The sequence below is a fragment of the Nocardioides cavernaquae genome, assembly GCF_003600895.1.
GTDB lineage: Bacteria > Actinomycetota > Actinomycetes > Propionibacteriales > Nocardioidaceae > Nocardioides > Nocardioides cavernaquae.
The window spans coordinates 2,420,768-2,440,080 of the sequence record NZ_QYRP01000002.1; the positions used below are offsets into that span (position 1 = coordinate 2,420,768).

Genomic DNA, 19,313 nt, shown 5'->3' on the forward strand with positions numbered 1-19,313 from the left:
CGCGTCCTACACTGCGGAAACGTCCAACGGGGGAGCACTGCATGAAGCGTCGAGGTCGGATTCGTCGGGTGGTGCTTCCGGCACTGTGGTTGCTGATCGGGGCGTTGATCGCCGCGAGCCTGGTCAAGCTGGCCTTCCTGGGCGGCAGCGCCTCCGCCCGGGAGGACAACCCGCTCAAGCCGACGGGGGAGGTGCCGGCGCAGACCGTGCCGGTCGAGGTCCGCGACATCGAGAACACGCTCGTCGTCGAGGGCACGATCGAGCTCGACCCGGCCAAGTCCGCGCTCTCCCCGGCCGAGGGCACCTTCGTCTACTCTTGGGTGAGGGAGGGCCAGGCTGTCGCGGCGGGGGAGCGGCTCTTCCAGATCCGCAGCGAGGGCGAGCCGGTGGAGATCGCCGAGGCCATCGAGGAGGCGCAACCCGATGCGCGCCGCAAGCCCCGGGCCCCGATCGTGCCGACAGCACCCAGGCCGACGTACACCAATGTGGTGGCGCCCGTGGCCGGCAAGGTCAGCGGCTTCGCGGTCGCCCTGGGAGACCCGGTGTCGAAGGGCCTGGCGATCGCATCGGTGCAGCCGCGCACCTTCAAGGCGGTCGGCAACATCACGCCGCTGGACCGCTATCGCCTCCTGAACAGGCCGTCGACGGCACGCGTCACGATCAAGGGTGGCCCCAAGCCGTTCAAGTGCCTGCAGCTGGCGATCGGCGACGCAGCCGCTGCTGCGCCGTCGAGCGGCGGCGAGGGCGGCGAGATGGGCGGCGGCGAGGGCGGCGGCGAGGGCGACGCGGCCACGACGATCACCTGCCGGGTGCCCGAGCGCGTCACGGTGTTCGACGGGCTGAACATGTCGATGGACGTCGCCGCCGGCGCCGCCAGCGAGGTCCTCGCAGTGCCCGTGACCGGTGTGCGAGGGCTGCTCGGGACCGGCACGGTCTGGGTGGTCGGAGACGACGGCCTGGAGACCGAACGCCGGGTGCGCCTCGGCATCACCGACGGCAAGGTCGTCGAGGTGAGGTCCGGGCTCAAGCCCGGCGACAACGTGCTGCGCTACGTCCCCGGTGCCCCGCAGGGTGAGGGCGACATGGAAGGCATGGAGGGCGAGGTGATCTACCGGTGACCGCCGAGCTGGTCCGGCTCGAGGCTGTCACCCGCACCGTCGTGCTCCCCGACGACACCGATCTCCACATCCTCACTGGCGTCGACCTGCAGGTCCACGAGGGCGACCACATCGGCATCGTGGGGCGTTCGGGCACCGGCAAGAGCACGCTGCTGAACCTCCTCGGACTGCTCGACCGACCGACCTCCGGCACCCTGACCTGGTCCGGCAAGGACGCCTCGAGGCTCCGGGCCCGCGAGGCGGCCCACATCCGCGGCCGCGACCTCGGCTTCGTGTTCCAGCAGTTCAACCTGCTGCCCGGGCGCACCGCCATCGAGAACGTGATGGCCCCGCTGATGTATGCCAGCGGGCGGGAGTTCTGGCAGCGGCGCCGGCTCGCGGGCGAGATGCTCGAGCTGGTCGGCCTCTCCAAGCGCGCCGACTCCATGCCACAGAACCTCTCGGGCGGCGAGCAGCAGCGGGTCGCGATCGCGCGGGCGCTGGTGCGCTCACCACGCGTCGTACTCGCTGACGAGCCGACCGGTGCCCTCGACCTGGAGACCGGCCAGGCAGTGATGAGCCTGCTCGACGCCGCGACCCTCGAGTCCGGCGCCGCGCTGATCACCATCACCCACGACACCAACGTGGCCGCCATGGCCCGCGAGCGCTTCCGCCTGGAGGGCGGTCGCCTCCACGTGCTGACGGACCTGACCGACGTGGTCGCATGAGGCGACGGGCCGATCGCTGGGCCACCGGCTTCATCGCTGCGACCGTCGAGGCCTGGCACGAGTTGCGTATCCACAAGCTGCGGGTGCTGCTCTCGCTGGTCGGCGTGATGATCGCGGTCGCCTCGCTGACCTCGGCCATCGCTGCGGCGGGCATCGCCAAGCAGGTGCTGGTCGAGCAGTACGAACACGAGGGACGTCCGGCGCTGCTCGGGGTGTGGGCCTACTCGAACGAGGGGATGTCGCCATCGCCCGACGTGGTCCGGCCCGCCTTCTTCGCCGCGGCCGACAAGATGGACATCCGCTACGCGGCGATGGCTTCCTCCCGCGGGATCATGGCCACGAACGCCGGGCTGAGGCAGGACGCGGAGATGCGCGTCATCGACCCCGACTACGCCATCCTGCACCGGATCGTGGCCGCCCGCGGGCGCTGGCTGGAGCCGGCGGATGCCCGCAACATGTCGCCGGCGGTCGTCGTCGGTGAGCGGATCATGTCCAAGCTCGGCCTCAAGACCAGCCAGCTGCCGGTGACCATCGAGCTCGGCGGCGCCGTCCCGGTGACGGCGACCGTGGTCGGCACCGCGCCCAAGGGCTACTCCGGCCACACCATCTACATGCTGGCCGAGGCCTACGAGCACTGGTTCGCGGCCGACGAACCGCTGACGGACGCGCAGTACGAGATGTGGGTGCCTCCAAAGGAGGCCAAGAAGCTGAGCTTCGAGGTACGCCGCGTGCTAGCGGCCGAGCTGCCCGGCTACCAGGTCGACGTCGGTCGCCAGGACTACCTGGCCTACGCCGACGAGGATCCGCTGCGTGAGGTCACCCTGGTGGTGAGCGTGATCGCCGGAGTCATCCTGCTGCTGGGGGCGCTCAGCCTGCTCAATGTCGCGCTGGTGACGATCCAGCAACGCGTGCGCGAGGTCGGCATCCGGCGCAGCTTCGGAGCCACGACCGGCCGGGTCTTCTTCTCGGTGATGATGGAGAGCGTCGTGGCAACCGTGGTGGCAGGCGCGGTCGGCGTGATGCTCTCCGTCGCGCTGATCACCAACCCGTGGGTGGCCGACAAGCTGCTCGACGGCATCGACGACGTCCCGCCGTTCCCGCTCGAGGCCGCGTTCCTCGGCCTGGCCGTCTCGGTCGGCGTGGGTGCGCTGGCCGGCGTCCTTCCTGCGCTGCTCGCCGCGCGGGTCAAGATCGTCGACGCCATCCGGTTCTAGGGCTCAGCCCGGGATCAACAACCGAAGTGCGTTGATCGCCGGTCATCTGGGTGTTTCCGCAGCGCCCACGTTGCTGACACGGTGGGTGCGTGACCACGTGGAAGAACTGGGCCGGCGACGAGACCTGCACGCCCGCGGCGATCGAGCGACCGGAGTCGGTGGACGACGTCTGCGCAGCCGTACGCCGCGCGGTCGACGCCGGCCGCACCGTCCGGGTGGCGGGTGCCGGTCACTCCTTCGGCGACCTGGTCTGCACCGACGGCGTCCTGATGTCGCTCGACGCGCTCAGCGGCCTCCAGCAGGTCGACCGTGAGCGCGGACTGGTCCGGGTCGCGGCCGGCACCCAGCTCCACGCCCTCAACCGGGTGCTCGACGCCGAGGGGCTGGCCTTCGCCAACCTCGGCGACATCGACGTGCAGAGCGTGGCCGGTGCGGTCTCGACGGGCACCCACGGCACGGGGAAGCTGATCGGAAACCTGGCCACGATGGTGGAGTCGCTGCAGCTGGTGACGGCCGGGGGAGCGGTCCTCGAGCTCACCGGCGACGACGCGGAGAACCTGGCCGCCGCGCGCATCAGCCTGGGAGCGCTGGGTGTGGTCACGGCGTACACGCTGCGGGTCGTGCCCTCCTTCAACCTGCGTGGCGTCGACCAGCCGATGCCGCTCGGCGAGGTGATGGACGGCCTGGACGATCTCGTCGACGGGAACGACCACTTCGAGTTCTTCTGGTTCCCGCACACCTCCGTCGCGCTGACCCGCCGGAACAACCGGACCGACGAGGAGGCCGCGCCGGAGGGCAAGGTCGCGGCGTACGTCCGCAACACGCTGGTGGAGAACCAGCTGCTCGACCTGGTCTGCCGGACGGGCCGTCGCTTCCCCGGTCAGATCCCGCGCCTGAACCGGCTGGTCACCCGGGCGCTGACGCCCGCGACCCGCGTCGACAAGAGCTACCGGATCTTCGCCTCGCAGCGGTCGGTTCGGTTCACCGAGACCGAGTGGGCAGTGCCGCGCAGCGAGCTGGAGGCCACGCTCACCGAGCTCCAGGACCTCGTCCAGGGCACCGACTACGCGGTGAACTTCCCGTTCGAGGTGCGGTTCGTCGCCGGGGACGAGGCGTCGCTGCTCAGCCCGGCCTATGGCCGGGAGTCCGCCTACATCGCGATGCACTGCTACCAGGGCATGCCGTGGCAGGACTTCTTCCGGCGCGCGCAGGAGATCGCGGTGGCACATGGCGGCCGCCCCCACTGGGGCAAGCGGCACAGCCTTGACGCGTCGACCCTCGCGACGCTCTACCCGGAGTGGGACCGCTTCCAGGAGGTCCGGTCGACCCTCGATCCCGACGGGGTCTTCGCCAACGACCACCTGCGTCGCGTCTTCGAGGCACGATGACGACCTTCGCTCTCGACGGCGCCACTCCCACCCGGGGCCAGGGCTATGCAGCGCTCGCCGCGGCCACCGCCGGCCTCGAGCCGCCGTTCGCCGTGGTCGACGTGGATGCGCTGCAGGCCAACGCCCGGGCGCTGGTCCGCCGGGCCGCAGGCAAGCCCGTGCGGCTCGCCTCGAAGTCGGTGCGGTGCCGAGGGATCACCAACGCCGTCCTGGCCACCGACGGCTTCCGAGGGATCCTCGCCCTCACTCTCCCGGAGGCGCTCTGGCTGGCGGAGGACTGCGACGACGTGGTCGTCGGCTACCCGACCACCGACGCCGCTGCGCTGCGTCGGCTGGCCGGCGATGAACTGCTCGCGAGCCGCGTGACGATCATGGTCGACTCCGCCGACCAGCTGGACCTGGTCGAGCGGATCGTGGGCGACAACGGCCATCCGATCCGGGTCTGCCTGGACCTCGACGCCTCGTTGGAGCTGCTCGGTGGCCGGCTCCACCTCGGCCCGCGGCGCTCGCCCGTGCACTCGGCGGATGCCGCCGTGGCACTCGCGCGCGACGTCGTACGCCGCAAGGGATTCACGCTCGTCGGACTCATGGCCTACGAGGGCCAGACCGCCGGCGTCGGCGACAACGCACCGGGTCCGCTCGCGAAGCGGCTGACCGTCCGGGCCATGCAGAAGGCGTCCGTCATCGAACTCGCGCGGCGTCGTGCCGACGTCGTCGCAGCCGTACGCCGCGTCGCGCCGCTGGAGTTCGTCAACGGGGGAGGCACCGGCAGCATCGAGCAGACCGTGGCTGAGGACGCCGTGACCGAGGTGGCTGCGGGATCGGGGCTCTACTGCCCGACGCTCTTCGACACCTACCGCTCGTTCCGGCCGCACCCGGCAGCGTTCTACGTGCTGCCTGTCGTCCGGCGCCCGTCACCGGAGTTCGCGACGGTGCTCGGTGGCGGGTGGGTCGCGTCGGGTGCCTCCGGTGCCGACAGGTTGCCCACGCCGAGCTGGCCGCCTGGCCTCGAGCTGACCGCGCTCGAAGGGGCCGGTGAGGCACAGACCCCGCTGACCGGGCCGGGCGCCGCCGCGCTCCAGATCGGCGACCGGGTCTTCTTCCGGCACGCCAAGGCGGGTGAGCTCTGTGAACGGGTCGACGAGCTGCACCTGGTCCGCGGCGGCGCCGTCGTCGCGACCGTCCCCACCTATCGCGGTGAGGGCAGGGCGTTCCTCTGACCGGTCGCGTTACGATCCGGGGATCACTGACCTGCACACGCGCAAGCTGCGCTACTTCATCGCCGTCGCCGAGGAGCTCCACTTCAGCCGGGCCGCGGCGCGGCTCTTCGTTGCCCAACAGGCGTTGTCCCGCCAGATCCGCGAGCTCGAGGACGAGCTCGGCACGCCGCTCTTCCTCCGCAGCTCCCGCCGGGTCGAGCTCACCGCAGCCGGCGTGGTCTTCCTCGCCGGTGCGCGTGCGGTGGTCGATGCGCTCGACGAAGCCGTTGCCACGACGGTCCGGACCGGGCGGTCGGTCACGGGCACCCTCCGCGTGGGCTTCTGCCCTGGCGCTGCGCTGGAGCTGACCGAGCCGATCCTGTCGGGGTTCCGTGACCGCTACCCGGACGTCACGGTGGAACTGCACGAGGTGCCGCTCTCCGATCCGAGCGCTGGCGTCGCGGGCGGCGCCTCAGATGTCGGCATTGTGCGTGCACCGCTTACGACGGACGGGATCGAGGTCGAGACGCTCTTCACGGAGCCGCTCGTCGCCGCTGTCTCGGTGCGGCACCGGCTCGCTGACCGCGCGACGGTCAACGTCGCCGAGCTGTTGACCGATCCGATCACGTTGACGCGGACCGAGGACGCGGCGTACCGGGCGTTCTGGAGCCTTGAGGCATTCCGCGACGGCGCAGCGCCCCGGATCGTCGAGACCAGGTCAGTGACCGAGGAGGTCCAGTTCGTCTCCGCGGGCGGCGCGATCGGTGTGACCGCTGCTGCCGCGATCCGCTACATGCCGCACCCGAGCATCCGCTTCATCCCGATCAGCGACGCTCCCCGATCGACGTGTGCTGTGGGATGGCGTGCGGACGCAGCGAACCCCCTCATCGACCGCTTCCGCGAGGTGGCCCGCGCGGTGCTTGAGCAGGCGCCGCAGCTCGTCAGCGCCATCGAGGACCCGTTCGGCGCATCAGCTGGAACGGGATCAACAACGACAGTGGGTTGATCCCGCCCGAACTGGGTGTTTCCCCGAAGGCCCTGCCCGCTGGGACTGTGAGACATGCCCGACCTCGCCCGCTCCGTGCCGTCCAGCCGCTGGTCCGTCGTCGCGGCGTTCGCGATGGTCGCCGCTGCAACCCAGCTCCTCTGGCTCAACTTCGCCGGTGTCACCACTGTCGCGTCGGAGCACTACGGCGTCTCCGAGACGGCGATCGGATGGCTCGCGTCGGTCTTCCCGCTCCTGTACGTCGTCCTCGCGATCCCGGCGGGCAAGCTCCTGGACCGCTGGTTCCGTGGTGCCCTGGCCGCGGGCGCGCTGCTCACCCTCGTCGGAGCCGCAGTGCGCCTGGTCGCCGACGACTTCACCTCGGTGCTGATCGGGCAGGTGCTGATCGCCGACGCGCAGCCGCTCGTGCTCAACGCGATCACCGGCGTGAGCCGCAACTACCTGGTTGAGCAGGACCGGGCCACCGGCATCGCGATCGGCACTGCCAGCACGTTCGCGGGCATGCTCCTCGCCTTCGTGCTCGGGTTCGTCTTCGCCGGCGGTGACCAGCTGCGCACGATGCTCGTCGTCTCGACCGTCTTCACGGCCGCAGCGGCAGCCCTGCTGCTTCTTGCACTGAGAAGGCCGGGGGAGCAGCACGTCACGGTCGCCGGATCGAAGGGTTCCGTGAAGGCGACCTGGTCCGACCCCTTCATTCGCCGGCTCTGCTTCCTGGTCGCCCTTCCGTTCGGCACGTTCATCGCGCTCACCACGTTTGCCCAGCCGCTGCTCGAACCCGCGGGCGTCAGCGCCGACACCGCGAACCTGATGCTGATCCTCAACGTGGTGGCCGGGATCGTGGGTTGCGCGGTCGTCCCGGTCCTTGCCACGCGGCTTGGTCGGGAGGTGGCGTTCATGGTCGTCGGCCTCGTTGCCGCGGGCGTCGGCTGCGCTGCTCTGGCCTTCGCCCCGAGCGCAGCGGTCGGCTTCCTCGCGCTCCTCGCTGTCGGCCTGCTCCTCGTGCCCGCGCTCCCGATCGTCCTCGCCCTCACCGAGCGCCGCACGGGTGAGGCCGAGGGCACGGCAGCAGGGTTGATCTGGCTGGCCGGCAACCTCGGCGGACTGGTCATCGCGACGGTCGTCGGGTTCCTGGTCGACCACCCGACGCCCGCCTTCCTGGTCGCGGCGCTCGCCGCGCTCGCCGGCGTACCTGCCGTGCTGTCCCTGCGCGAGCACGAGGACGTGCGGCCACTCCGCCCCGGTCCCGTGGCGGCTGTCGCTTGCCTGCTCGCCGTCGCGCTGACCATCACCGTCGCGCCCGCGCAGCCGCCTGCGAGTGCAGCGGTCACGTCGGAGAAGCAGGTCGTCGCGCAGGTGCAGGTGAAGCGCGGATACCTGGTTGGCCGCGGTATCGCCGACGTCACCGGCGAGCCCGCCAACAACGGGATGATGGGCTACGGCGACCTCGCGCAGCTCACCTCCGGCATCCACCAGCGCCAGCGATCGCGCGCCTTCATCGTGGTCGACCGGCGCACGGGCCGCCGGGTCGTTCACGTGGTCGCCGACATCGGGATGATCTTCCAGAGCGTCCGCGACGAGGTGCTCGAGCGGCTCCGGGCGCGCTACGGGGCGAAGTACGGCGAGAGCAACGTGATGCTCACCGCGACGCACACGCACGCCGGGCCGGGCGGCTACTCCCACCACGGCCTCTACAACGTCACCACCGGGGGCTTCCACCGCAAGACCTATGAGGCCATCGTCAGCGGCATCGTCACGTCGATCGTCCGCGCGGACGCCGACCTCGCTCCGTCGAAGCTCAGCTTGCGTTCGACGACGCTGCACAACTCGAGCGTCAACCGCGCGCGGCCGGCCTTCGACCGCAACCCCGCCGCCGACCGGGCCTTCTTCCCCGGAGCGATCGACCCGCTGAACACCACGCTCCAGGTGCGGCGCAAGCGGAAGCTGGTCGGCGCGATCAACTGGTTCCCCGTGCACAACACGAGCATGACCACGCACAACACCTTGATCAGCCCCGACAACAAGGGCTACGCGGCGTACCACTGGGAGCGCGATGTCCGCGGCGTCGACTACGTGCGGCAGACCGATCCCGGGTTCATCGCCTCGTTCGCCCAGACCAACGCCGGCGACATGTCGCCCAACCTCGCCCTGAAGCCGGGCACCGGCCCGACCACGGACGAGGTCGCGAACACCCGCATCCTCGGCACCCGGCAGTACGCCGCGGCGGAGCGCACCGCCCGCACCCGCGGCACGGCCGTCCGGGGTGGCGTCGACTCGCGGATCATCTACGTCGACCTGGCCAACTTCACGGTCAGCGGGAAGCACACCCCTGACGGCAAGGATCACCGCACCTGCCCGGCCGGGCTCGGTTCGGCGTTCACCGGCGGCAGCACCGAGGACGGCGGCGGCGGGCTCCCGCTGCTCGAGGAGAACGACGGTCTGCTCAACCCGGTGGCCGACCTGATCATGAGCGCGCTCTACACGGTGAGCCCGGCGTTCAAGGAGTGCCAGTCGCCGAAGCGCCTCCCGATGCCGGTCGGCGCACTGGACCTGGTGCAGCAGAAGGTGCCGGTCCAGCTCATGCGCATCGGCCAGCTCAACCTCGTCGGCATGCCCGGCGAGGTGACGATCGTGAGCGGCCTGCGACTGCGGCGGACCGTCGCGGCCATCGTCGGGGCGCCGCTCAGGAACGTGCTCGTCCAGGGCTACGCCAACGCGTACCTGCACTACGTGACCACGCCGGAGGAGTACTCCGCCGACCAGTACGAAGGTGCCAGCACGCTGTTCGGCCGCTATGAGCTTCCCGCGTTGATGCAGGTCAGTGCACGTCTTGCGACCGCCATGCGTGGGGGAGTCGCTGTGCCGCTGGGCCTCAAGGAACGGGACCGCAGCAGCGAGCAGGTAGTCAGCCCGCTCACCGATCTGCCTCCGGACGCAGCTCCGCTGCTCGGCTCCTTCGGGCAGGTGACCGCAGCCCCCGCGTCGGCGTACACGAGGGGGGCGCTGGTGTCGGTCACCTTCGCCGCGGCCAACCCCAACAACAACCTGCACCTCGGCGGCACCTATCTGGCCGTCGAGCGGCGCGTCGACGGTGGCTGGCGACGCATCGCGGACGACGGCGACTGGTCGACGAAGTTCACGTGGGCAATGGGATTCCCGAACTCGACGGCCACCATCACCTGGCAGACAGGCGCGACGACGGTGCCCGGGACCTACCGGATCCGCTACTTCGGTGATCAGCGGTCCGGCGGGTCCACGAGCCCGTTCGTCGGCACCAGTCCGGCGTTCAGCCTTCGCTAGGGAGTTGTCTCGGCGCCGGGGCTCACGTCGTCCGCAGGGGTGTCGAACCCGCACTGCTTGCGCTCCTGCTCGACCTGGAGCGTGAGCCGCTCCTTCCCGGCCGCGTGGGCCTCGGCGACCGTGCCGGAGTAGATCGTGTTGTCCTTCGACTCCAGGTTGACCGCCGAGACGTCCTCGCAGAGGTGGAAGACCTTGCCCTCCTTGGTCCAGTAGACGAGGTCGCGACCGGTCGCGTCCTGGACCTTGTTGCTCTCCTCGGTGTACTGCTCGACCGAGGGCGGGTTCCAGTCGATGCCGATCGTGGTCGCGACGAGCATGACCACCACGCCGATGCCGCCGGCGAGCGCCTTCTGGTTCTTGCTCATGTCCTTGTTCATCAGGATCAGGACGATGAGCGGCAGGAACGCGATCACGGTGATGATCGCGCCGAGCTGGTTCTGGACGAAGAAGCGGATCGTGTCGCTCTTGCGTGCGGGGTCGAGGCGGTTGGCCTTCTTCCACAGCAGCGAGCCTGCGATCGCGAGGACGCCGATCACGACGATCAGCGCGATCAGCAGGACCATGTTGACCGGGGTCTGCCGCAGCACCCCGAAGATCCCGTAGAGCTCGCCGCCGATCGCCACCAGCCACAGGGCGGCTGCGATCAGGCGGAGTTTCGTGGCCTGGCCGTTGGCCTCGGCCGTCGGCTTCCAGGTGGCGTCGTTCTTCGGTTCATCGCCGGACTCGTGGTCGACCCGGACGACCTTCTTGTCAGTCATTGCGCACCCCTCGAGAGTGTGGTTTGTGCGAGGAGCGTACGACGAGTCCGGCCAGCGGCATCAGCTCTGGAGCGCCCGGATCTTCCTGCTGGAGAAGGGCCCGCCGAGCAGGCCGCTGATGTAGCAGAGGTTGAAGGAGCCGGCGGTGAGCGGAACGATGCTCCACACCATCAAGGCGATGCCGACAGGTGAGTGACGCAGCAGGATGCCCGCCGCCAGGAAGGCCACAAAGGCGCCGAGCCGGAAGACCCGCCCGGCCGGGCTGTTGATGAAGCGGCTGAAACCGGTCTGGTTGAAGCGTGCTGCGGCACTCATCGTCATCACACCCCTTGGGCGACTTCGTAGATCTTGTCGGCGACCAGGCCGTGCGCCTCGCGGTGCACGGTGATGGCGGCTTCGGCGTCGGGCGCCTCGACCAGGCAGAAAGCCTTGCGGCTGGACTCGTCGACCCAGTACGCGCGATAGGTCACGCCGTACTTCTCCTGGATCGCGACGTCGGCCTCGTGTGCCTGGGCGACGTCGGCGACCGTGGCGCCTTCGGGAAGTTCCTCGTGGACGTCCATGAAAAGCGGCATTTCGATTCTCCTTCGGGTGAGTTCCTGCGGTGACACACTGAGTCTCATGCCGTCCGCGCTCACCGGCCATGACCGGGACGCCGCCGCAGATGACCGTTCGCCCGGAGCTGGCGCTCGTGCTCAGAGCGGGCCCGATCTGGCCTCTGCGCTGGCTCGCCTGCGGCTCGACGGCGCGATCTTCCTGCGCGGCGTCTACAGCGAGGCATGGGCCTACGAGTCGGTCCCGGGGGCGGACGCGAGCGCCCTGCTGGCGCCCGGCGCTCCACGCGTGATCCTCTTCCACGTCGTCGCGAGCGGGCGGGCCTGGATCGAGGTCGACGGCGAGGAACGGCTGTACGCCGGAGCCGGCGACGTGATCGTCCTTCCCTACGGCGACACGCACCGGATGGGTGGATCGGGTGCTGCGACCTGCACTCCGCTCGGCACGCTGATCGCACCTCCGCCCTGGTCGGAGATGCCGGTCGTGCAGCTGGGCGGCGGGGGAGCGCAGACCGAGCTGGTCTGCGGCTACCTGACCTGCGAGGACCCGCTCTTCGACCCGAAGCTGCGGGCGCTCCCACCGATCTTCGTGGTCTCCCCGCCCCAGGGCGCCGCCCGCGACTGGGTGCGCGCCGGCATCGACTACGCCCTGAGCCAGACCTCCATGGTGCAGACCTCGATCAGCGGGGGACATCTCGAGGGTCCCGTCCAGATCCCCGAGTCGCTCCTGGTCGAGGTGCTCAAGCTGCACCTGGCCTCGGCGCCCGCAGCGCAGCAGGGGTGGCTACGCGCCATCAGGGACCCGCTTCTCGGGCGCGCCCTGGCGGCGATCCACCGGGAGCCCGAGTGCAAGTGGACCGTGGACAGCCTCGCGCGTGAGGCCAACACCTCCGGGTCGGTGCTCGACGAGCGGTTCCGCGAGGTCCTCGGACTCGCTCCGATTCGCTACCTCGCGGGCTGGCGCATGCATGTTGCCGGAGATCTCCTGCGCAGCTCGGACCTGCCCGTCGCTGTGGTCGCGCGTCGCGTCGGGTACGACGCCGAGGAGGCGTTCAGCCGGGCCTTCAAGCGGACACACGGCGAGTCGCCCAGCGTGTGGCGGACCCGTCGCAGCCAGGGCCTCTCCTGACTGCCGCAGGCTGGCTCCTAGCCCAACCCGAGGATCCGCGCGCCCTCGAGCGCCACATGGATCCGCGCTGCATCCACGGGGTGCGTGAGGTCGCACCCGACCAGCTCCTCCAGCCGACGCAGGCGATAGCGGACCGTGTTGCGGTGCAGGTGCAGCGTCTTCGCCGCCGCCGAGGTCGATCCACCCGCAGCCAGCCAGGTCCGTGCGGTCTCCAGGATGATCGCCGCCTCGTCGGCCGGAAGGACGAGGACCGGCCCGAGGGCGCGGCGTACCAGGCTGGTCGCGGCGTCGGACGACGCGGCGACCAGGACGGCGAGCGGATGCTCCTCGAACCTGATCACCTCCGCACTCCCGGGGGTCGCCGCCGCGAGCGCCAGGCGGGCCTCCTGCCGTGCATCGTGCGAAGCATCGATGCGGTGGAAGACGGCGCTGATGCCGACCCGAGCGGTGCTCAGCTCGGCGAGTGCCTCGACCAGGCGTGCCACGTCGAACCCCAGGGGGAGGACGACGAGGCCCTCGTGACGGTCGTGGTCGAGGCGCCAGGCGCCGGCCAGGTTCTGGCGCCGGAGAATGCGCTCCACGTCGGGTAGGGCCTCGGAGCCCGGCGAGGTGCACTCCGCCGACACGACGACGAACCCGCCGTCCTGCGGAAGGCCGAGAACGGTGGCGGCGCGCCAGTCCTTCTCGGCACCGGTGGTCTCCCCGTCGAGCAGCGCACCGACCATCACGCCCCGGAGCTGTTCGCTGCGTCGGGCGCGGTCGACGAGAGTCGACCGATACGCGTCGGTCACGGTGCTCGAGAGTTCGTCGACCACTGCCCAGATGTCGGCGGCAGCGCGCAGCAGGTTGTCGCGTGAGTCATCGTCGGCCCGATCGACGAGCCTCTCCCAGAGGAACCGGCCGCCCACGCGAAAGGCCTCGAGCACATCGGAGTACGCCATGCCCTGCTCCGCGCGCCTGAGCCCGGTGGCGCGGGGCGCATCGCGGTCGATCGAGGGCTGCCCCGCGAGGATGCCCAGGATGTAGCGGACGTTGTCGGTGCACGAGCTGACGACGTCCTCGAAGTCGATGTGCTCGCCCTGGTAGGCCGGGATGGCAGCGGTGATCCGCTCTGCCATCTGGAGTCCGAGCTCCGCCGCGTCGGGGAGCGTTCGCCTGCTGAGCGCCTGCAGGGTCGGGTCGACATCACGAGTGGTCACGGGCAGACGGTAGCGCTGCCGATTGTGCACGTGCACCAGCCCGGACCCCCCAACTCTGTGGTCCCGTCCGAAGCCAGGACGCAGGTCAGCGCGCCATGGTTGTCGCGACGCCCCAACCACCCTCCGGGAGACGCACATGACCAGCACGAAGCTGGCCGGCCTGAACCAGGCCGGCCCGAACCAGACGGGCCCGAACCGGACCAGCATGGCCAGTCAGGCGGCGCCGCTCGACGCTCTCCTCGTGGAGGCTGCGCGGGGCCCACTGCGCCGCTTCCTTCCGGACAGCGCGACCGCGAAGTGGGCAGTCTCGATGGCCCGGCAGCCCGGCGCGACCGTACGCCGCCTCCGCGCGCTCGGCGGTGAGGCGGGACGCATCGCCCTCGGCAGCTCGGAGCTGGCGCCGGACCGCCGCGATCGCCGCTTCACCGACGTCGCCTGGTCGCAGAACCCGCTGCTCAAGCGCCTCGTGCAGCTCTACCTGGCGGGCGGCAAGACGGTCGAGGAGCTCCTCGCCGATGCGGACCTGACGCTGACGCAGCGCCGACGCCTGCAGTTCCAGGTCGAGAACGTCCTGGCCGCGATCGCGCCGAGCAACATCCCGCTGGTCAACCCCGAGTCGGCCAAGGCGGTCATCGACACCGCCGGCCTCAGCCTGGTGCGTGGCGGTCGGCAGCTGGTCAGGGACCTCGCGTCCAGCCCCCGGATCCCGGAGATGGTGGACACCTCCGGCTTCAAGCTCGGCGACAACGTCGCCGCGACCCCTGGTGCGGTGGTGCTCCGGACCGAGGTGCTCGAGCTGATCCAGTACCAGCCGCAGACCGACGAGGTCCGTGAGGTGCCGCTGATGATCGTGCCGCCGACGATCAACAAGTTCTACGCGATCGACCTCTCGCCCGAGCGCAGCCTGGTGGAGTTCAGCGTGCGCCAGGGCCGGCAGATCTTCGTGATCTCCTGGCGCAACCCGGATGCGCGGCACGCCGACTGGGACTTCGACACCTACGTCCGCGCCATCCTCGATGCCCTCGACGCGGTCGAGGAGATCACGGGCAGCAAGCAGACCGTCCTGGGCGGCATCTGCTCCGGCGGCATCCTGGCCTCGATCACCGCGGCGTACCTCGCCGGGATCGGGCGCCAGGACCGCCTCGCCGCGCTCTGCCTCGCCGTCACCGTCATCGACAACGCGAACGCCGGCACGGTCTCCGCGCTGGTCGACCGGCGCGGTGCCGAGCTGGCCAAGCGGCTCTCGCGCCGCAAGGGCTACCTCGACGGCAACGCCCTCGCGGAGATCTTCGCGTGGCTGCGCCCCGGTGACCTGATCTGGAACTACTGGGTCAACAACTACCTGCTCGGCAAGCGGCCGCCGGCGTTCGACATCCTGTTCTGGAACGCCGACACGACCCGGATGACGGCCGGCCTCCACGCCGACTTCGTCGACCTGGCCATGGAGAACAAGCTGCTCCGAGCGGGCGCGGTCACGGTGCTCGGGGTGCCGATCGACCTCAAGGCAGTCACCGTCGATGCGTACGTCGTGGCGGGCATCGCCGACCACATCACGCCGTGGGAGAACTGCTACCAGTCGACGCAGCTCTTCGGCGGCAAGACCCGGTTCGTGCTGTCGACCAGCGGCCACATCGCCGCGCTGGTGAACCCTCCGGGCAACCCGAAAGCGTCCTTCCGCACCAACGACGAGAACCCGGCAGATGCGAAGGCATGGCTGCGTGAGGCGGAGACGCACCAGGGCACCTGGTGGACCGACGTGGCAGCCTGGCTGAGTGCCCGCAGCGGGGACCTGAGGCCGGCGCCGAGGGAGCTCGGCACCGCAGTGCTGCCGCCACTGGCCGAGGCCCCCGGCACGTACGTCTTCGACAAGTGAAGGGCGGCATGAAGAGCACTCCCACGACAGGACGGGCGCCCATGAGCGACGAGCTCCTCTGGATCACGGTGATGGGGCAGCAGGTCCGCGTCTCGATCCGGCGTGCTGTTCGTGCGTCCGGCGACGAACCGGTTGCGCCGACGGTGCCGCTGGTGCTGTGCAACGGCATCGGTGCCAGCCTCGAGCTCCTGCAGCCCTTCGTCGACGAGGTCGATCCCGCGATCGAGGTCGTGCGCTTCGACGTCCCCGGAGTCGGGGGATCGCCGCTGCCGAAGCTGCCCTACAACTTCGCGGGGCTGGCGTGGTTCCTCAGCCGGGCGCTCGACGAGCTCGGCTACGACCGCTTCGACGTCCTGGGTATCTCATGGGGTGGGGGACTGACCCAGCAGATCGCCTTCCAGCACCGACGGCGCTGCCGGCGGCTCGTGCTGGTGAGCACGGGGACGGGCTCGCTGATGGTGCCCGCGCGCCCCGGCGTACTCGCGAAGATGGTCACGCCGCGCCGTTACCGCGACAAGGAGTACGCCAAGCAGATCGCGGCCGAGCTGTACGGCGGGCGCCTGCGTGACGAACCGGGCCTGGCGGGGGCGCTGCTGCACGACCAGTCGCGCGTCGGCTCGCGGCGGGGCTACCTCTACCAGCTGCTCGCGGGGGTCGGCTGGTCGAGCCTTCCCGCGCTGCCGCTGATCCGCCAGCGCACCTTGATCCTGGCTGGCACGGACGACCCGATCATCCCGTTCGTCAACGCGCGGATCATCGCGCGGCTGATGCCGCACGCCACGCTCCACGCCTACGACGACGGGCACCTCGGGCTGGTCACGCTGGCCGACGAGCTCGGTCCGCTGGTGTCGCGCTTCGTGCTCGCGGAGTGAGGTGACGCTCGTCGTGCCTCGCGGCGGGTGACCGTAGAGCGGACAGTTGGCGTTTGGAAACATGAGGGGAACATCACATTCGCTAACCTTCCAGTGACCTAGCTCGACGACTGGCCCGCGACCCGGACCCGAGCGTCGACCACGTGCTCAGCCCGGCCATGGTGACCCCCGGCCGGCAGGAAGGGGTCCGGATTCCATGACCTCGCAGACCATCAGCAGCCAGACGACCAGCAGTGGTGACAGCCCGTCGGAGGCGACCTCCTCCGGTGAGATCGAGGTGGCGAGCGACCACATCGATCCCGAGCTCCGCGCAGACATCGCGCACGTCACGACCCTGCTCGGGGACGTCCTTCGCCGCACCGAGGGTGAGGAGTTCCTCGAGCTGGTCGAGCAGGTACGCACTCTCGATGACGAGTCCCGAGCCCGTGTGCTCGCCGCACTGGACATCCCGACGGCCACGCGGCTCGCCCGTGCCTTCACGGCGTACTTCCACCTGGCCAACACCACCGAGCAGGTGCACCGCGCGCGTGCCTACCGCCGCGACCGGCAGGAGGCCGGCGGCTGGCTCGAGCGCGCTGTCGCCCGCGTCACCGAGGGCGGGCTCAGCGACGAGCTCGCCGCCCAGGTCGCCTCGCTCGCGGTCCGCCCGGTCTTCACCGCGCACCCCACCGAGGCCGCCCGCCGCTCGACGCTGGACAAGCTGCGTCGCATCGCCGCCCTGCTCGAGCTGCCCGAGGACCACGCCCGCACCCGCCGGATGGCGGAGGCGATCGAGCTGCTCTGGCTCACTGACGAGGTGCGCATCGAGCCGCCGAACCCGGTCGACGAGGCGCGCAACGGCATCTACTACCTCGAGTCCCTGTCGCGCGAGTCGATCCCGGAGGTGCTCGACGAGCTCCGCGCGCGCCTCGACGACGCGGGCGTGCCGGTGCCGCCGGCCTGGCGCCCGCTGCGTTTCGGCAGCTGGATGGGTGGCGACCGCGACGGCAACCCGCGCGTCACGCCGTCCATCACCCGCGAGATCCTCGTGCTCCAGGCTCGCCACGGCATTGGCGTCATCCGCGACATGCTCGCCGAGCTGCGACGCACCCTCTCGGTCAGCGAGCGGATCAGTCCGGTCGACCAGGAGGTCCGCGACCGCGCCGTTGCGATGCTCGCGGTGCTTCCCGGGGTGGACCCGCGCTACCCCCGGCTGAACGCCGAGGAGCCCTACCGCCTCTACCTGACCTGCGTCGACGTCCGGCTCCAGCTCACCGCCGACCGGCTCACGCGAGGCACACCGCACCTGGCGGGCCAGGACTACCGCGATGACGACGAGCTGCTCGCCGACCTCGAGCTGCTGCACCGCTCCGTCCTCACGCACCAGGGACCGACGATCGGCACGGGCCAGGTGCAGCAGGTGGTCGACGCGGTCGCCGCGAGCGGCCTCACCCTCGCGACGCTCGACATCCGCGAGCACGCCGAGAGGCACCACCAGGCGCTGGGTCAGCTGGTCGACCGGCTCGACATCCTCGACCGTCCGTACGCCGACCTCGACCGGCCGACGCGCACCGCACTGCTGGCCCGGGAGCTCGGCAGCCGACGCCCCCTCGCGCCGTACCCGCCCGCGCTCGACGAGCAGGGTGCAGCCACGCTGGCCATCTTCGACACCGTCCGCTGGGCGCTCGACGCGCTCGGCGAGCGGGTCATCGACAGCTACATCATCTCGATGACCCAGGGTGCTGACGACGTCCTCGCTGCCGCACTACTGGCGCGGGAGGCCGGCCTGATCGACCTCACCGGGGGCATCGCGCGGATCGGGTTCGCGCCGCTCCTGGAGACGCTCGTCGAGCTCGAGCACGCGGGCGAGATCCTCGACAAGCTGCTCATCGACCCGGCGTACCGGCGGCTGGTGGCGCTCCGGGGCGACGTCCAGGAGGTCATGCTCGGCTACTCCGACTCCAACAAGCAGGGCGGCATCGCTGCCTCGCAGTGGCTGATCCAGAAGGCACAGCGGCAGGCGCGCGACGTCGGCCGGCGCCATGGTGTCCAGGTCCGGTTCTTCCACGGCCGGGGCGGCTCGGTCGGACGCGGTGGCGGCCCGACGTACGAGGCGATCATGTCGCTGCCGCCGGGTGCCGTCGAAGGCACCGTGAAGCTGACCGAGCAGGGCGAGGTGATCAGCGACAAGTACGCCCTGCCGCAGCTCGCGCGCGAGAACCTCGAGCTGATGCTCGCGGCGACCCTCGAGGCCACCGTGCTGCACCGCAAGGACCGTCGCGCACCCCGCGATGCCGCTGCGTGGGACGCCGTGATGGAGAAGGTCGCGCTGGCGGCCGAGGGTCGCTACCGCGAGCTGGTCGCGCGGCCCGAGCTGCCGGCGTACTTCCTCGCGGCGACGCCCGTGGACCAGCTCGGCGCGCTGCGCCTGGGCTCGCGGCCCTCGCGCCGCCCGGACTCGTCCGCCGGCCTCGACGGCCTGCGCGCGATCCCGTGGGTCTTCGGCTGGACGCAGTCGCGCCAGGTCGTCCCCGGTTGGTACGGCGTGGGCACCGGCCTCGCGCACGCCGCCGGTGACCTCGAGGCCCTGCAGAAGATGTACGCCGGCTGGCCGTTCTTCCGCGCCTTCATCGACAACGTGGCCATGACGCTCGCGAAGACCGACCTCGGCATCGCGCGCAACTACGTGGCGACCCTCGCGCCGGAGCTCGGTGCCGAGATCCTCGAGGACCTCGAGACCGAGTTCGCGCTCACCCTGGCCCAGGTGCTCGCGGTGTGCGGCGACGCGGAGCTGCTGGCCCGCCAGCCCTCACTGCGCGCGACCCTCGAGGTGCGCGAGCGCTATCTCGCGCCGCTCCACCACCTGCAGGTCCAGCTGCTCGCGCGCCACCGGGCGGGGGAGAGCGACCCCGAGCTCGAGCGCGCTCTGATGCTGACCACCAACGGCATCGCCGCGGGCATGCGCAACACCGGCTGACGTCGACACGGCGCAACCTTGGCGTCGACACGGCGCAAGGTTG

General features: G+C 70.6%; 15 protein-coding genes. 11 read left to right on the plus strand and 4 right to left on the minus strand.

The genetic code is table 11. The features are described 5' to 3' along the window. Nucleotides 1–41 precede the first annotated feature (41 nt). The 7 genes from D4739_RS11670 to D4739_RS17220 all read left to right on the plus strand — a co-directional run bounded on the left by D4739_RS11670 (nucleotide 42) and on the right by D4739_RS17220 (nucleotide 9,929). Nucleotides 42–1,118, plus strand: a complete 1,077-nt coding sequence (locus tag D4739_RS11670) for a permuted SH3 domain-containing protein (protein WP_147384900.1) — start codon at nucleotides 42–44, stop codon at nucleotides 1,116–1,118. Next, a complete protein-coding gene (locus D4739_RS11675; protein ID WP_120060779.1) occupies nucleotides 1,115–1,825 on the plus strand; it encodes an ABC transporter ATP-binding protein in 711 nt (236 codons plus the stop codon). Before D4739_RS11670 ends, D4739_RS11675 begins: the two co-directional genes overlap by 4 nt. Next, nucleotides 1,822–3,039, plus strand: coding sequence for an ABC transporter permease (locus tag D4739_RS11680; RefSeq protein WP_120060780.1), 1,218 nt, complete (start codon nucleotides 1,822–1,824; stop codon nucleotides 3,037–3,039). Before D4739_RS11675 ends, D4739_RS11680 begins: the two co-directional genes overlap by 4 nt. 89 nt (nucleotides 3,040–3,128) lie before the next feature. Then, nucleotides 3,129–4,427 (plus strand): D-arabinono-1,4-lactone oxidase, encoded by a 1,299-nt coding sequence (locus D4739_RS11685; protein ID WP_120060781.1) that lies wholly within the window; start codon nucleotides 3,129–3,131, stop codon nucleotides 4,425–4,427. Further along, nucleotides 4,424–5,647 carry an amino acid deaminase/aldolase gene (locus D4739_RS11690; RefSeq protein ID WP_120060782.1) on the plus strand — a complete coding sequence of 408 codons (1,224 nt, stop codon included), beginning with the start codon at nucleotides 4,424–4,426 and terminating at the stop codon, nucleotides 5,645–5,647. Before D4739_RS11685 ends, D4739_RS11690 begins: the two co-directional genes overlap by 4 nt. Continuing rightward, the gene (locus D4739_RS11695; RefSeq protein WP_182920398.1) at nucleotides 5,625–6,632 is read left to right on the plus strand and encodes a LysR family transcriptional regulator; all 1,008 of its coding nucleotides are present in this window, start codon (nucleotides 5,625–5,627) and stop codon (nucleotides 6,630–6,632) included. The genes D4739_RS11690 and D4739_RS11695 overlap by 23 nt, the downstream gene beginning before the upstream one ends. Before the next feature lie 54 nt (nucleotides 6,633–6,686). After that, on the plus strand, nucleotides 6,687–9,929 hold the full coding sequence (locus D4739_RS17220) for a neutral/alkaline non-lysosomal ceramidase N-terminal domain-containing protein (RefSeq protein WP_120060784.1): 3,243 nt from the start codon (nucleotides 6,687–6,689) through the stop codon (nucleotides 9,927–9,929). Here the strand turns inward: D4739_RS17220 and D4739_RS11705 are convergent. From D4739_RS11705 to D4739_RS11715, 3 genes are read right to left on the minus strand one after another with little or no spacing between them, the layout of a single operon-like run. Further along, entirely contained in the window at nucleotides 9,926–10,687 is a 762-nt protein-coding gene (locus D4739_RS11705; protein ID WP_120060785.1) for a hypothetical protein, read from the minus strand. The two genes, D4739_RS17220 and D4739_RS11705, sit on opposite strands and share 4 nt — an antisense overlap. Before the next feature lie 60 nt (nucleotides 10,688–10,747). Next, nucleotides 10,748–11,008 (minus strand): hypothetical protein, encoded by a 261-nt coding sequence (locus D4739_RS11710; protein ID WP_120060786.1) that lies wholly within the window; start codon nucleotides 11,006–11,008, stop codon nucleotides 10,748–10,750. Then, nucleotides 11,008–11,262: a DUF4242 domain-containing protein gene (locus D4739_RS11715; RefSeq protein WP_120060787.1), complete on the minus strand. Its 255-nt coding sequence runs from the start codon at nucleotides 11,260–11,262 to the stop codon at nucleotides 11,008–11,010. Before D4739_RS11715 ends, D4739_RS11710 begins: the two co-directional genes overlap by 1 nt. A 46-nt stretch (nucleotides 11,263–11,308) precedes the next feature. On the opposite strand from D4739_RS11715, the gene D4739_RS11720 reads away from it, so the two are divergent. Beyond that, the gene (locus D4739_RS11720) at nucleotides 11,309–12,370 is read left to right on the plus strand and encodes an AraC family transcriptional regulator (RefSeq protein ID WP_120060788.1); all 1,062 of its coding nucleotides are present in this window, start codon (nucleotides 11,309–11,311) and stop codon (nucleotides 12,368–12,370) included. Nucleotides 12,371–12,387: 17 nt separating this feature from the next. Here D4739_RS11720 and D4739_RS11725 read toward each other — a convergent pair whose 3' ends face one another. Next, nucleotides 12,388–13,569: a PucR family transcriptional regulator gene (locus tag D4739_RS11725; RefSeq protein WP_147384902.1), complete on the minus strand. Its 1,182-nt coding sequence runs from the start codon at nucleotides 13,567–13,569 to the stop codon at nucleotides 12,388–12,390. A 136-nt stretch (nucleotides 13,570–13,705) separates the two neighbouring features. Between D4739_RS11725 and D4739_RS11730 the strand changes: the two genes are divergently transcribed. The 3 genes from D4739_RS11730 (at nucleotide 13,706) to ppc (ending at nucleotide 19,270) form a co-directional block, all read left to right on the plus strand. After that, complete coding sequence (locus tag D4739_RS11730) at nucleotides 13,706–15,442, plus strand: PHA/PHB synthase family protein (protein WP_220699282.1); 1,737 nt, start codon at nucleotides 13,706–13,708, stop codon at nucleotides 15,440–15,442. A gap of 41 nt (nucleotides 15,443–15,483) precedes the next feature. After that, entirely contained in the window at nucleotides 15,484–16,314 is an 831-nt protein-coding gene (gene phaZ, locus D4739_RS11735) for a poly(3-hydroxyalkanoate) depolymerase (protein ID WP_120060790.1), read from the plus strand. 196 nt (nucleotides 16,315–16,510) lie between these two features. Further along, entirely contained in the window at nucleotides 16,511–19,270 is a 2,760-nt protein-coding gene (gene ppc, locus D4739_RS11740) for a phosphoenolpyruvate carboxylase (RefSeq protein WP_120060791.1), read from the plus strand. Nucleotides 19,271–19,313 lie beyond the last annotated feature (43 nt).

Bases quoted from the DNA above. Each gene is read 5' to 3' on its own strand.
- ppc (WP_120060791.1), top strand. From the start codon at position 16,511: ATGACCTCGCAGACCATCAGCAGCCAGACGACCAGCAGTGGTGACAGC.
- D4739_RS11710 (WP_120060786.1), bottom strand. From the start codon at position 11,008: ATGACGATGAGTGCCGCAGCACGCTTCAACCAGACCGGTTTCAGCCGC.
- D4739_RS11720 (WP_120060788.1), top strand. From the start codon at position 11,309: ATGCCGTCCGCGCTCACCGGCCATGACCGGGACGCCGCCGCAGATGAC.
- D4739_RS11705 (WP_120060785.1), bottom strand. From the start codon at position 10,687: ATGACTGACAAGAAGGTCGTCCGGGTCGACCACGAGTCCGGCGATGAA.
- D4739_RS11680 (WP_120060780.1), top strand. From the start codon at position 1,822: ATGAGGCGACGGGCCGATCGCTGGGCCACCGGCTTCATCGCTGCGACC.
- D4739_RS11715 (WP_120060787.1), bottom strand. From the start codon at position 11,262: ATGCCGCTTTTCATGGACGTCCACGAGGAACTTCCCGAAGGCGCCACG.
- phaZ (WP_120060790.1), top strand. From the start codon at position 15,484: ATGAGCGACGAGCTCCTCTGGATCACGGTGATGGGGCAGCAGGTCCGC.
- D4739_RS11690 (WP_120060782.1), top strand. From the start codon at position 4,424: ATGACGACCTTCGCTCTCGACGGCGCCACTCCCACCCGGGGCCAGGGC.
- D4739_RS11730 (WP_220699282.1), top strand. From the start codon at position 13,706: ATGACCAGCACGAAGCTGGCCGGCCTGAACCAGGCCGGCCCGAACCAG.
- D4739_RS17220 (WP_120060784.1), top strand. From the start codon at position 6,687: ATGCCCGACCTCGCCCGCTCCGTGCCGTCCAGCCGCTGGTCCGTCGTC.
- D4739_RS11670 (WP_147384900.1), top strand. From the start codon at position 42: ATGAAGCGTCGAGGTCGGATTCGTCGGGTGGTGCTTCCGGCACTGTGG.